This is a genomic window from Diplocloster agilis (assembly GCF_019042275.1).
Classification (GTDB): Bacteria; Bacillota; Clostridia; order Lachnospirales; family Lachnospiraceae; genus Diplocloster; species Diplocloster agilis.
The window spans coordinates 29,278-43,175 of sequence record NZ_JAHQCW010000037.1 but is presented as its reverse complement, the minus strand read 5'-3'; the positions used below and the strand labels follow the sequence as shown (position 1 = coordinate 43,175).

Sequence of the window (13,898 nt, the reverse complement as noted above, 5' to 3'; positions counted from 1 at the left end):
TTCAGGGATTATGCCTTTGTTTCTTAATATGGTTTTATAAGGATTACAGTTAAAAATATAACAGTTAAAAATAAACGAAATTGGAGGAAAACATATGAGTAAGCTAAGTCAATTAGAGCCGCAGTCTGTTTTTTACTATTTTGAAAAAATAGCAGGAATACCGCACGGTTCGGGAAACACCAAAGCCATCAGCGATTACTGCGTGGAATTTGCGAAGGAGCATAACCTGCGCTATATACAGGATGAGAGCAATAATGTGATTATATTCAAAGAGGCGTCCGCGGGATACGAAGACGCCAAGCCGGTGGTCCTGCAGGGGCATCTGGACATGGTATGTGTAAAAGACGCCGACGCCGATATCGATATGGAGAAAGACGGACTGGATCTACAGATCGACGGGGATTATGTCTATGCAAAAGGGACGACTTTAGGCGGAGATGACGGTATTGCCGTAGCTTACTGCCTGGCAGTGCTGGCCGACAACACGCTGGCCCATCCCCCCATCGAGGCGGTATTTACCACAGATGAAGAGATCGGGCTTCTTGGGGCGGCAGACCTTGACGCCTCTGTCCTGCAGGGAAGAAAATTAATCAATCTGGATTCAGAGGAAGAGGGCATCTTCCTGACCAGCTGCGCGGGAGGCCTGACCGCGACTTGCAGCCTTCCTGTCCGGTATAGGGAGCAGACCGGCCTGGTCTATGAACTTAAAATCAAAGGGCTTCTGGGCGGCCATTCGGGAATCGAAATTCACAAGGAACGGCTGAATGCCAATAAGCTGATGGGTCGGTTACTCTACACCGTCGGAGACGAGATGGAATTTTCTCTGGCCGCCTTAAACGGCGGAGTAAAAGATAACGCGATTCCTTCCTCTGCACGTGCCACCCTTGTCATAGAAGAGGGGGAAGCCGAGCATCTGGAGAGCGTCGTCACCAGACTGGAGAAAATCGTACAGCACGAATACAAATCCAGCGATCCAGATCTCGAAATAGAGATCAAAAAAATCGGAACCGACACGAAAAAAGTCCTGAACCTAAAGAACCAGGAATGCGTCGTGTTCTTCCTGATGCATGCGCCGAACGGCGTGATCCGCTGGAGCATGGACATCGAGGGGCTGGTGCAGACCTCCCTGAACCTGGGCATCATGGAGCTGACCGGCGAGTGCTGTAAGTTCAGTTTCGCGGTCCGCAGTTCCGTAGAGACGGAAAAAATATTCCTGGCTCAAAAGCTCCAGTATCTGATCGAATTCCTGGGCGGAGTATACGAGGAGTCCGGAGACTATCCGGGATGGGAATTCCGCAAAGAGTCGCCGCTGCGGGATATGATGGTTCGGACCTACGAAGATCTCTTTGGAAAGAAACCGGCGGTAGAGGCGGTGCATGCCGGTCTGGAATGCGGTGTGTTTATCGGAAAAATTCCGGATATGGATTGCATTTCTCTGGGCCCGGATATGCTTCACGTGCACAGCCCGCAGGAAAAACTGAGTATTTCTTCTACAAAGCGGATGTGGGATTTCCTGGTCGAGGTTTTGAAAAATTGTAGGTAATATGGATGTTCTTCCTTGGGTTTGGGTATGCCCGCTGCTTCGGGCCGGGGTGAGCGCCGGTGTCCGGGGGTGCTTTCGGCGGCCGGGGGATTTTGTGGCTCCCCGGGAGCGCGGAGGGCTTACGCTGGCATACGCTAAGTGGAATTGAAAATCCGGGTTCAGAAACCGAGCCTATTCACCAGGAACACATGATGTGTTCCCGGTTCAGAGGCTCTTGCCCGTCGGACGTGAAGTCCGCCGTGCATCCTGAACCTGGCTTTTCAATTTCACTAAGCGTATGCACAGCCGCCCTATGCGCTCCCGGGGAGACACAAAATCCCCCGGCCGCCGAAAGCACCCCCGGACACCGGCGCTCACCCCAGCCCGAAGCAGCGGGCATACCCAAACCCAAGGAAGAACCAGGATTGGTACCCGCCTTTTTAACGGTTTGTTTATTCGATCGCGATAGATATAGCGCCGCCAGATTTGACTACTGACAGATCTACGGTATAAGTTCCGCTCTTGTCTACGGGAATTTTTTTTGTGTTTTCATCCGTTGATCCGGCGCTCATATTCTCTGCCGTGTACAGAGATTCCTCTTCTTCATCATATATATGGATATCCACGTTTCCCTGTACTTCGGACAAATCGATGACAAATATATCTTGATCCTGCATTTTAAAGTAATAACGCTGTTCTCCTTCCTGGTCCAATTTTGCATGGCAGGAACTGCCTTTTCCTTCTGTATAAGGATGTGTTTCCTCTGCTGTTTTTTCCATATTGTCAGACGAACTCTTACTGCCACATGCGGTACATAAGAAACAAATTGTGCATAATAATAGGAATAGCAGTACCTTTTTAATGATTGTTGACATAAAACCACCACCTGTTGACATAAAATTTTTCATAGTTTGCATAATGCTATTTTTATAATGAAACGTGTGCTCGGATATTGATGCTATCAATGAATAGTAATTACGTTGGGTGCAACCCGATTTAATTGAGAAAATCGTGTGTCGGAATTTAGTGTATTCTCATTCTGAGGGGGCACCGATTACTGATTAAAATTTACACTGAATATAAGTGTTCTAAAGTCAATTTTAATATGTTCCAACAGCAGTGTCAAATAATACTGGCTTAATGTTCGCTCAGGTTGTTTATTATATATAAACCGAAACGGGCGACTGACGAAATTGAAAAAGAGGACTTGAAAAATTCAAGTCCTCTGTGTATAATTTACTTAGAAGTAATCAAAAGACTTTCGTCGGTCTGATGATTGCACTTCGGATAACTGGATAATTTATAGTTACAAGCTATCCTCTATTGCGAGTAGAGGATAGCTATTTTTTATTCTGATGATTATCTATGTAAGCGAGTGCTGCAAAAATTACCAACACCAATGTCAACACTTCAAGTGTATTCATGCTACATTTCCTCTTTCGATTATTTCCGAAGGAAACCACCAGACTATCCTCTGACTTCTGTTCAACTATACATAAATATTTTATCATGGTGAAGAAGCAAATACAATGATAATTACATAGTTTACACCACCAGTTTAGGATTTATAAATATCGTATGATTAACATAATATGTTAATTTTTGAACAAAATAGGCATTAAAGATAGCAAGTAAAATCAAGCATTTCTTTCATTATTTCTCTATAATAAGGGTCAGAGAGGTCGAAACGAGGAAAAAGTCGAATGTACGAGTGGCAGAAGCAAATTCAAATAATCGTGGATGAAATTGACTGTTGTATTAAGAATTATAAGGATGAGGCTCTGACGCTGCGCCAGCTGTCTCAAAGCCTGGGTTATTCTGAATTTTATACGACGAGAAAATTTAAGGAGATTTCGGGGATGCCATTCCGGGATTATCTTAGGCTTAGAAAATTGGCGTTTGCGCTTAAGGAGGTGCGGGACAGTAAAAAAAGCTTTTTGGATATCGCCTTCGATTATGGATTTTCATCTCATGAGGCTTTTACCAGAGCTTTCAAGGGAACGTACGGCGTCACCCCGAGCGAATACCGGAATAAACCGAAGCCTGTTGTGCTTCGCACAAAAATAAATCCTTTCGATCGCTACTTTTTTGGATTTGGAGAGATAGGCATGGTAAAATCTACGGACGATGTTAAAATTTATTTTGTAACGATTCCCGCCCACAAATTTTTGCATATTAAAAATTATGAGAGTAACGGATATTGGGATTTTTGGCAAAAGCAAAGCCTGATTCCCGGGCAGGACTGCGAGACCATCTGCGGCTTACTGGACAGCATCAAGGGAAAATTGGATGACGATGGCGGAAGTGAATCCAACAGCAGCAGCGGACAGATTATGGCATACATTCTTGACCCGGAGGGCCGGCTGTGTGATTGGGGGATTCCGCGTACGGAATGTTATGGCGCGCGTCTGCCTTTTGATTATAAAGGAGAGATACCACCGCAGATGCTCATGATGGACGTCCCGGAAGCCGAGTATATTGTGTTTGAACATGGGCCCTTTGATTATGAGCAGGAAAACCGCAGTGTGGAAGAAAAGATGGAAAAGGCCATGGCGGAGTTTGATTTCGAAGGCACCGGTTATTGTTATGATACTTCCCCTGGCCGGATTATTTATTTTTATCATGATCCGGAGAGGTTTTGGAAGTATATCAGACCGGTGCGTAAGTAAGCAGAGGGAAGTGTTTCTCCCCTTCAACAGCGGCGGGCCCGGGCAGGGTGCTACAGATTCTGCCCGGGCCGCCGCTGTTTTTATCTGTCGGGATAGGAAGCTATTAAGCATTTAATAAAAATCCTGTGTTACTATAGTTCTACCAGGACAGGCCCCGACATATAATAATAAGGACGGACTTCGAAATCAGGGAAATGCATGAAGCGATCTTTACTGTTGTACCTACTTGGAATCTTTTTTCTGGGCATCCTGACCGTGATGGGCACGAATTCCCTCCGCGAGTACGCGGCCCTTTCCCTTCTGCATGACGCGGTAAATGAAAGCGAAGGCTTCCGAAACCAATGGCTCAGCGAAGAAGTAAGCCGGGAACTGGATACATTTTGCGGTGAACAGGGGGTATCCAGAGGGGATCTGCTGACGGTTCTCATGCTGGACCACCGGTTTGACTTGACAGGCGTGGATCTGAAAGACTACGGAAAAGAACAGTATTCCGACAGCCTGAACCGCCAATGGGGGCGAAAACCGGAGGCTTTGCAGGCGCTTCGGGAAAGCTATGAAGCGATCTGGGATGACCTGGTATATTTTCCGGTACCGGAATCCACCGTGAACGAGGAGGCGACGGTGGCTTTTGATAATTCCTGGATGTTTGAGCGGACCTTCGGCGGAAAGCGGGGGCATGAGGGAACGGATGTGATGGCCGGTATAAATCAGAGAGGCTATTACCCGGTGGTCAGTATGACGGACGGCGTGATCGAAAATATAGGCTGGCTGACTAAGGGCGGTTATCGGATCGGAATCAGGGGACCCCATGGCGCGTATTATTATTACGCCCATCTGGCAGAATTCGCCAGGGATTTTCCCAAAGGGACCCAGGTCCGGGCCGGGGAGCTGATCGGCTACATGGGAGATACCGGTTACAGCGAAATCGAAGGTACCACCGGTAATTTTGATGTCCACCTGCACGTGGGAATTTACATACGAACGAAAGACTCACCGGAGATGAGTGTGAATCCCTATTGGATTTTGAAGTACCTGGAAAGCCATAAGCTTTCCTATGCATTTTAATGCTTATTTATGCAAATTTTTCGCCAACAGTGGCGGAAGCTATGCAACCATGTTATACTATAGGCTGAAGGAGAGGGTAGTATGGAAATACAATTATGGAGAGAAATATTAGATCCTTATGAACTGGCAGTCAAGGAGCTGGTGATTAAGTTTAAGCACCTGATCAAGGAACACAGAGACAATAACCGGTATTCCCCCATCGAACAGGTGGAGGGCCGGGTGAAAACCATATCCAGCATCCTGGAAAAATCTTTGAAAAAAGGAATCCCGCTGGAAGATATCGAAGAGAAGATCGAGGATATCGCGGGGATCAGGATCATCTGCCAATTTGTGGAAGATATCGACCGGGTAGTGGAACTGATCCGGGGCCGGGGCGATATGGAAATAAAGAGCGAAAAAAATTATCTGGCGCACAGCAAAGAGAGCGGTTACAGAAGTTATCACGTCATCGTGTACTATCAGGTGGAGACCATAAATGGGCCGAAAAAATTACAGGTGGAGATCCAGATCAGGACACTGGCCATGAATTTCTGGGCTATTATTGAACATTCTTTGCAGTATAAATATGAGAAAAATATACCGGAACACATCCGTAAGCGCTTAAGCGCGGCAGCGGACGCGGTGGATATGCTGGACAACGAGATGTCCAGTGTGCGCAGCGAGATTATGGACGCCCAGAATTCTTTCCAGATCCAGGCGAACATTGTGGCGGATATCCTGAATAATATTGAAAACTTATATAAAGTATTGAATAAACGGGAAATTAAAAAGATTCAAGATGAATTTTACCAAATTTACACGATGAATGACTTAAACCAGCTGGAGCGTTTTGACAAGCAGCTGGACCAGGTGGCGGAGGGCTACCGGGCACAGGCATTATCGGGATTACGATGAGATAGGAGCAAAGCGGATGCAGTTACCAAGTACGTTTGCCGGGCGCATGGAGAAGATCCTGGGAACGGAATACGATGAATTTATGAGAAGCTACGAACAGAAACGCCTGTATGGTTTGCGAGTGAATAACCGGAAGATCAGCACGGAGCAGTTTTTAAAAATTGCTCCGTTTCATCTGACCAGGATTCCCTGGATCGAAAACGGGTTTTATTATGAGGAGCAAGACCAGCCGGGAAAACATCCCTATTATTCGGCGGGTCTTTACTACCTGCAGGAGCCAAGCGCCATGACGCCGGCCAATATCCTGCCGGTGAACCCCGGGGAGCGGGTGCTGGATCTGTGCGCCGCACCCGGCGGGAAGTCGACCGAACTGGGTGTGAAGCTTAAGGGTCAGGGCCTTCTGGTGGCCAATGACATCAGCGCCTCCAGGGCGAAAGCCCTGCTTAAAAATATCGAATTATTCGGTATACCGAACGCATTGATTACCAGCGAGCCGCCGGTGAATCTGATGCGTTATTTTGGCGCTTATTTTGATAAAATATTGATCGACGCGCCCTGTTCCGGGGAAGGAATGTTCCGCAAGGATCCGTCCATGATCAAGAGCTGGGAGAAAAACGGGCCGGAATTCTATGCGAAGATCCAGCGGGAAATTATCCTGCAGGCGGCCGCTATGCTAAAGCCCGGCGGGCAGATGCTGTATTCCACCTGCACCTTTTCCGCGGAAGAAGACGAGGGTACTATCGAGTATCTGCTGTCGGAAGATCCCTCTTTCCATGTGATACCGATCGCCGGACGGTATGAAGGTTTCGCGCCCGCCAAGCCGGAACTGGTCGGCGGACGGGAGGAGATCCGGGGCTGCGTACGGATCTGGCCTCACCGGATGAACGGGGAAGGCCATTTTGTGGCGTTGCTGCAAAAGGATGAATCCGGCGCTTCGGAGGCTTCTTTGGAAAATTCGGAGGCCCGCAGGATCTTTGAATTCCCGGAGCTTGCAGAGTTTTTAAAGCCGGTGCGGACCGGCCTTAATCTGGAACGTCTGGAAGCGCGCCAGGAGAAGATATCCGCCCTCCCCGCAGAAATGGGGGATTTAAAAGGGCTTCACTATTTAAGAACGGGGCTGTATCTGGGCGAATTGAAAAAGAAACGTTTTGAACCCAGTCAGGCATTCGCCATGGCGCTTGAGAAGGAAGCCTTTCCGGCCATAATCTCTTTGCCGTCGGAGGATATCCGGGTCCGGAAATATCTGAAAGGGGAGACCATCGATGTGTCCGGCCTGCCGATTTTAGCGTCCGGCTCCTGGCAGCTGGTCTGCGTGGACGGCTATCCGCTGGGCTGGGGAAAACTGACCAACGGAAATCTGAAGAATAAATATCATCCGGGATGGAGATGGCAGTCATGAAGGCGCTCCGTCTGGACAAATATCTGGCCGACCTGGGCTGCGGGACCCGTTCCCAGGTAAAGGGCTTCATACGGCAGGGGCGTGTGGCGGTAAACGGAGCCGTGGAAAAAGGCGCGGACCGGAAAGTGATGCCGGGAACCGACGTGGTGGCGCTGGACGGCCTGCCGCTTGCCTATGAAGAGTTTGAATATTATATGCTGAACAAACCGGCCGGTTATGTTTCGGCTACAGAAGACCCGAAAGATCCCACCGTGGTTGGGCTGATTACCGGTTCCGGCCGCAGGGATCTCTTTCCGGTAGGAAGACTGGACAAGGATACGGAAGGGCTGCTGCTGATCACCAATGACGGCGAACTGGCCCATCGGCTGCTGTCGCCGAAACATCATGTGCCGAAGACTTATTTGGCCAGGATCGACGGGCCGGTGACGCAGGAACATGCGCGGCTGTTTCAGGAGGGCGTCGATATAGGGGAAGAACGTCCGACTCTTCCGGCCTGCCTGCGGATTCTTCAGTCGGAAGAACAGGGTGCCCTGGTGGAACTGACTATCTGTGAAGGTAAATTCCACCAGGTGAAAAGAATGTTTGAAGCGGTGGGAAGAACTGTGGTATATTTAAAGAGACTTTCGATGGGAAGCCTGCAGCTGGATCATGAGCTGAAGCCAGGCGAGTACCGGAATTTAACGGAAGAGGAAAGGAACGAATTGCTTTGCTACAAGAAATAAACGCGGTTATTTTCGATCTGGACGGAACCCTGATCGACTCCATGTGGATGTGGAAGGAAATAGATATCGAATACCTGGACCGTTTCGGTATTCCGCTGCCTCCAGGGCTTCAGGATGATATAGAGGGTATGAGTTTTACGGAAACAGCCGGATATTTTAAGGAGGTAATCGGGATTCCGCTGTCACTGGAAGAGATTAAGGCGGACTGGATCCGGATGGCTATGGGTAAGTATGAAAGCCAGGTGCCGCCCAAGGACGGTGCTTTCCGCTTTCTGAAATATCTGAAAGAACACAATATCAGGACCGGCATCGCCACCAGCAATTCCATGGATCTGGTAGATGCGGCGATGAAAGGGAACCGGATGGGGGAGTTTTTTGACGTGATCCTGACCGGATGCAGCGTGGCCCGGGGGAAGCCGGCTCCGGACATCTATCTGAAGGTGGCCGATGAGCTTAAGGTGGAGACAAAGAGCTGCCTGGTATTCGAGGATGTGCCCAAAGGGATTCTGGCCGGAAAAAATGCAGGTATGCGGGTTTGTGCGGTGGAGGATGAATTCAGCGCCCATTTAAGAACCCAAAAAAAGCAGCTGGCCGACTATTATATCCGCACCTATGACGACATCTTTGATCAAACCTATGAGGTACTGACACATCATAATACGAATGAGGTACTAACGCATGATCAATGAAAAGAACTATCTGCCGGTTTCCAGAGCCGAGATGGAGGCAAGAGGAATCCGGCAGTTTGATTTTGTCTATATTATCGGGGACGCCTATATCGATCACCCGTCTTTTGGTTCCGCGATTATCAGCCGGATTCTGGAGGCCCACGGCTATCGGGTGGGTATCATTTCCCAGCCTGACTGGAAAGACAAAGAGAGCATCGCGGTTTACGGGGAGCCAAGGCTAGCATTCCTGGTGTCGGGCGGCAATATGGATTCCATGGTGAACCATTACACAGTGTCGAAAAAACGGCGGAGCACGGATTCCTACACGCCGGGCGGCGTGATGGGAAAAAGGCCGGACTATGCGGCGGTGGTCTACTGTAATCTGATCCGGCAGGTCTATAAGAAAACCCCTGTGATCATCGGCGGGATCGAGGCGAGCCTTCGAAGGCTGGCTCACTATGATTACTGGTCCAACCGGTTAAAGCGCTCCATACTGCTGGATTCCGGCGCGGATCTCATCTCTTACGGGATGGGGGAGCGCTCGGTGGTGGAAATCGCGGATGCCCTGAACGCGGGAATCGCGGTGAAGGACATCACTTATATCGACGGGACGGTCTTCCGGACCAAAGATCTGTCCGGCGTATATGACTATGAGCTGCTGCCTTCCTTTGAGGAGCTGACCGCGGATAAGAGGAAATATGCGGAAAGCTTTTATACACAATACTGCAATACAGACCCGTTTACCGGAAAACGGCTGGCGGAGCCATATTCCGATCATCTGTACGTGGTACAGAATCCGCCCTCCAAGCCCCTGTCCCAGACGGAGATGGATGATATCTACGCGCTGCCTTATATGAGATCCTATCATCCTTCTTATGAAAAAGACGGCGGCGTGCCGGCGATCGCGGAAGTAAAGTTCAGCCTGATCAGCAACAGGGGCTGCTTCGGGGGCTGTAATTTCTGCGCGCTGACCTTTCACCAGGGGCGTATCGTACAGACCAGAAGCCATGAATCCATTCTTAAGGAAGCGCAGGATCTGACCCGGGAGCCGGATTTTAAAGGGTATATCCATGATGTGGGCGGCCCTACCGCTGATTTTCGACAGCCTTCCTGTGAAAAACAGCTGACCAAGGGAGTCTGTAAGGAGCGCCAGTGCCTGTTCCCGAAACCATGCCCGAACCTGAAGGCCGATCATTCGGATTACCGGACGCTTTTGCGTAAGCTTCGTGAGATTCCAGGTGTGAAAAAGGTGTTTATTCGCTCAGGCATCCGTTTTGACTATGTGCTGGCGGACCGGGACGAAGGTTTTCTAAAGGAACTGTGTGAATATCATGTCAGCGGCCAGCTGAAAGTGGCGCCGGAGCACGTGTCCGACGCGGTGCTGGCGAAGATGGGGAAACCGTCCCATGAAGTTTATGTCCGTTTCGCCGACCGGTACCGCCGGATTAACGAGAAGCTGGGGAAGAAGCAGTATCTGGTTCCCTATCTGATGTCCTCCCACCCGGGATGTACTATGAAGGAGGCGGTGAAGCTGGCGGAATTCTTGCGGGATCTGGGCTATATGCCGGAGCAGGTCCAGGATTTCTATCCGACTCCGTCCACACTGTCCACCTGTATGTACTATACAGGGATCGATCCCAGAAGGAAGGAACCGGTATATGTGCCGGTAAATCCCCATGAAAAGGCGCTGCAGAGAGCTTTGATTCAATATCGGAACCCGAAAAACTACGATCTGGTGGAAGAGGCCTTGACAATTGCAGGGAGAACCGATTTAATCGGATATGAGAAGCATTGTCTGATCCGGCCGCGAAAGTACGGGCAGGAGGGCAGGAAGCCTGCGGGGGCTGGGGAAAGGAATCCGGGAAGAAATACTTCCGGGAGGAAATCTCCGGGAAATAGAGCTTCGGCAGGGAAGGCTTCAAAAAATGGAACTGCAGGAAGTAATAGTATGGGAAGTAAATCTGCTGGAAGTAAATCTTTCGGTAGTAAATCTGCTGGTAGTAAATCTGCTGGTAGTAAACTTGCAGGTGGGAACGTGCAGATAGCAGATCACCAAGGTGGAAAGACACAAGGGGTGAAAAGTCAGAATAAAAAGACGATTCGGAACGTTCATAAAAAGAAATCCTGAATAAGGAAAATGGATTAACATAATAATATTATGACAACTTATGAGGCTGGTAATGTTGGTTTACGTGTCAATATAGATATGGTTTACATGTGTGATATAGGATTTATGGTTAACAAAAATATTTAGAACAATAGGTCAGTATAATATGTATTTCATTTACCCCATAATATATATGTTATTTCATAACCTATGAATAAGCAAGGAACTATGAATAAGTAATGAACTATGGTTAAGCAATGAACTATAGTTGAGCAAAGAACTATGGTTAAGCAATGAACTATAGTTAAGCAATGAACTATGGTTAAACAAGGAATCTATGGAATCATAAGGAATCTATGTAAGCGTAATGAATCTGTGAAAATGTAGTTAATTTGTGGAACTTAGTTAATTGCGGAAACTTTAATTAATTTATGAATGCGTATTGAATCTGTGAAGCGGAATCTAAAAAAAGTAATCAGGAGGTGTTCATATGGCGATAGCGGTAATAACAGGTGCGTCTTCCGGTATGGGACGGGAATTCGTACGGCAGATTGCTGAAAAATATCCGAAGCTTCAGGAAATCTGGGTGATTGCGAGAAGAAAGGAGCGGCTGGAGGAGTTAAAATCGATGACACCGGTACGGCTTCGTATTTTCGATTATGATTTGACGAAAGAGCGTTCGATCTGGGACCTGGAGAGAGCCCTGTATGAAAAGAAGCCGAAGATTAAGCTGTTGGTCAACGCGGCAGGTTACGGAAAAATCGGGCATTTCCGGGAGCTCACCTATCAGGATAACGCAGGGATGATCGAGTTAAACTGCCGGGGGCTCACGGCCGTCACCTACGCCTGCCTGCCCTATATGCTTCCCAACGGCCGGATTATCCAGCTGGCCTCCTCCGCAGCGTTTTTGCCCCAGCCGAATTTTGCGGTCTATGCGGCCAGCAAATCCTATGTGCTCAGTTTTTCCAGGGCGCTGGGGCGGGAGTTAAGAGACCAGAAGATTACGGTCACTGCGGTATGCCCTGGGCCGGTGGACACGGAATTTTTCGATGTGGCGGAGCAGAAAGGGCAGACGGCTTATGTAAAAAAACTGGCGATGGCAAAGGCACCCCAGGTGGTAGCCAAAGCATTAAAAGATGCCGCCTGCGGAAAAGAAATGTCCGTGTACGGAGCACTGATGAAAGGCACACACCTGGCTGCGAAGATCCTGCCGCACAGAGTGCTTTTATCCCTGATGGGAATTATATTTTAGTATAGAACAATATAGACAGAAATACTGAAACGAAAGAGGAGTTCCAATTGAAAATTCAAAAAGGTGATTACGGTTATATTAAACATCAAAAAAAGATAGAGATACTAAAGACGTCCATTATGTTCGCCCTGGTCATCATAATATTTACCGCGGGCTATGTGACAACCAAGTCCAGGCTTAACCTGTTTACGCTGGTTGCCGTGCTGGGCTGTCTGCCGGCCAGCAAGGAACTGGTATCCCTGATTATGATTCTGCCCAGAAAAGGCCTTGAGCCCGGAGTGTATGAGAAGATCAGCCCGGTAGCGGAAAAGTCTTCCGTTGCTTATGAAATGGTCATGACATCCTACGAGAAAACCATGCCATTGGACTGCCTGGCGGTTCTGGGAAATACGATGATCGGTTATTCCGGTAGTGAAAAAGCGGATGTCTCCCTGTTGGAAAAACACATCCGGGATATCTGCAACGGCAATAAATATAAGGTGACGATCAAAATATTCCGGGACCTGGACGCTTTTCTGGAACGGTTGTCGCAATTGGAAGAGAAAGGAGAGCCTTCCGAGCTGCAGGATACAGTTTTAAATACGATGAAGGCCGTCTCCTTATGAGGCATATAGGGAAGATATGAGAGAAGTGAAAATAAAAGCGAATGAGGCCGGGCAGCGGTTTGACAAATGGCTGGCCAAATATATGAACCAGGCCCCGAAAAGCTTTTTCTATAAAATGCTCCGCAAAAAGAATATTACCCTGAACGGGAAAAAAGCGGACGGCAGCGAGCGGCTGGCCGAAGGGGATGAAATAAAGCTGTTTCTCTCCGAGGAAACGCTGGAAAAATTTTCAAAGTCGGATATTTTATATGTCAAGCCCCAGCTATCCATCATTTACGAGGATGAACATATTCTGATACTGAATAAACCGGCCGGAATGCTCTCCCAGAAGGCGGAACCCCAGGATATCTCCATGAACGAGCATATCTTGTCCTATCTGACGGATACCGGGCAATGCACAATCGAGAGCCTGCGCCATGTACGTCCCTCCGTCTGCAACCGTTTGGACCGAAATACCAGCGGCCTGATCGTGGCAGGTAAGACTATTCCGGGACTGCAGGCCATGTCCTTGGTTTTAAAAGACCGAAGCCTGCACAAGTTCTATCACTGCATTACAGGCGGGGAACTGTCTGAATCCAGCAGACTGGAAGGGTATCTGATCAAAGACAGACAGACGAATCAGGTCAGGGTGACGCGGCAGGAGACGCCGCAGGCCGCCTACATACAGACGGAGTACAGGCCCCTGCTTCATACGAAAGAATGGACCAGGCTGGAAGTCCGGCTGATCACCGGACGTTCCCATCAGATCCGCGCCCATCTGGCCTCCATCGGGCATCCGATCATCGGGGATTACAAATATGGGGATGACAGAATCAATCAAATTTATAAAAGAAAATACAAGATTACGCATCAGCTATTGCATTCCGCCAGGATGGAATTCCCGCAAATAAATGGAGAATTGTCCTATCTGTCCGGTCGGGTGTTTGAAGCGCCGGAGCCGAAAGAATTCCAATATTTTTCCTGAATTTTATTCTGCCGGATCATTTTCAGGGATG

The 13,898-nt window shown here is 48.6% G+C and carries 12 protein-coding genes; 11 read left to right on the top strand and 1 reads right to left on the bottom strand.

Annotated features, from left to right (window positions below; translation table 11 throughout):
• The first annotated feature begins 94 nt into the window (after positions 1-94).
• Positions 95-1,543, top strand: a complete 1,449-nt coding sequence (locus KTH89_RS18680; RefSeq protein ID WP_158343094.1) for an aminoacyl-histidine dipeptidase — start codon at positions 95-97, stop codon at positions 1,541-1,543.
• Between the two features lie 431 nt (positions 1,544-1,974).
• Here KTH89_RS18680 and KTH89_RS18675 read toward each other — a convergent pair whose 3' ends face one another.
• The gene (locus KTH89_RS18675; protein ID WP_158343092.1) at positions 1,975-2,301 is read right to left on the bottom strand and encodes a PPC domain-containing protein; all 327 of its coding nucleotides are present in this window, start codon (positions 2,299-2,301) and stop codon (positions 1,975-1,977) included.
• A gap of 924 nt (positions 2,302-3,225) precedes the next feature.
• Between KTH89_RS18675 and KTH89_RS18670 the strand changes: the two genes are divergently transcribed.
• From KTH89_RS18670 to KTH89_RS18625, 10 genes are all read left to right on the top strand, one after another.
• Positions 3,226-4,191, top strand: coding sequence for a helix-turn-helix transcriptional regulator (locus KTH89_RS18670; RefSeq protein ID WP_238722709.1), 966 nt, complete (start codon positions 3,226-3,228; stop codon positions 4,189-4,191).
• A gap of 198 nt (positions 4,192-4,389) precedes the next feature.
• Entirely contained in the window at positions 4,390-5,256 is an 867-nt protein-coding gene (locus tag KTH89_RS18665; RefSeq protein WP_238722708.1) for a M23 family metallopeptidase, read from the top strand.
• 81 nt (positions 5,257-5,337) lie between these two features.
• Positions 5,338-6,150, top strand: a complete 813-nt coding sequence (locus tag KTH89_RS18660) for a GTP pyrophosphokinase (protein WP_158343088.1) — start codon at positions 5,338-5,340, stop codon at positions 6,148-6,150.
• Positions 6,151-6,166: 16 nt separating this feature from the next.
• Complete coding sequence (locus tag KTH89_RS18655) at positions 6,167-7,549, top strand: RsmF rRNA methyltransferase first C-terminal domain-containing protein (protein ID WP_238722707.1); 1,383 nt, start codon at positions 6,167-6,169, stop codon at positions 7,547-7,549.
• On the top strand, positions 7,546-8,271 hold the full coding sequence (locus tag KTH89_RS18650) for a pseudouridine synthase (protein ID WP_238722706.1): 726 nt from the start codon (positions 7,546-7,548) through the stop codon (positions 8,269-8,271). Before KTH89_RS18655 ends, KTH89_RS18650 begins: the two co-directional genes overlap by 4 nt.
• Positions 8,256-8,960, top strand: coding sequence for an HAD family hydrolase (locus KTH89_RS18645; RefSeq protein ID WP_238722705.1), 705 nt, complete (start codon positions 8,256-8,258; stop codon positions 8,958-8,960). The genes KTH89_RS18650 and KTH89_RS18645 overlap by 16 nt, the downstream gene beginning before the upstream one ends.
• Positions 8,950-11,067 carry a YgiQ family radical SAM protein gene (locus tag KTH89_RS18640; protein WP_238722704.1) on the top strand — a complete coding sequence of 706 codons (2,118 nt, stop codon included), beginning with the start codon at positions 8,950-8,952 and terminating at the stop codon, positions 11,065-11,067. The genes KTH89_RS18645 and KTH89_RS18640 overlap by 11 nt, the downstream gene beginning before the upstream one ends.
• A 469-nt stretch (positions 11,068-11,536) precedes the next feature.
• Complete coding sequence (locus KTH89_RS18635; RefSeq protein ID WP_238722703.1) at positions 11,537-12,298, top strand: SDR family NAD(P)-dependent oxidoreductase; 762 nt, start codon at positions 11,537-11,539, stop codon at positions 12,296-12,298.
• 47 nt (positions 12,299-12,345) lie between these two features.
• Positions 12,346-12,903 carry a hypothetical protein gene (locus KTH89_RS18630; RefSeq protein WP_238722702.1) on the top strand — a complete coding sequence of 186 codons (558 nt, stop codon included), beginning with the start codon at positions 12,346-12,348 and terminating at the stop codon, positions 12,901-12,903.
• Positions 12,904-12,919: 16 nt separating this feature from the next.
• Entirely contained in the window at positions 12,920-13,867 is a 948-nt protein-coding gene (locus tag KTH89_RS18625) for an RluA family pseudouridine synthase (RefSeq protein ID WP_238722701.1), read from the top strand.
• Positions 13,868-13,898: the final 31 nt, after the last annotated feature.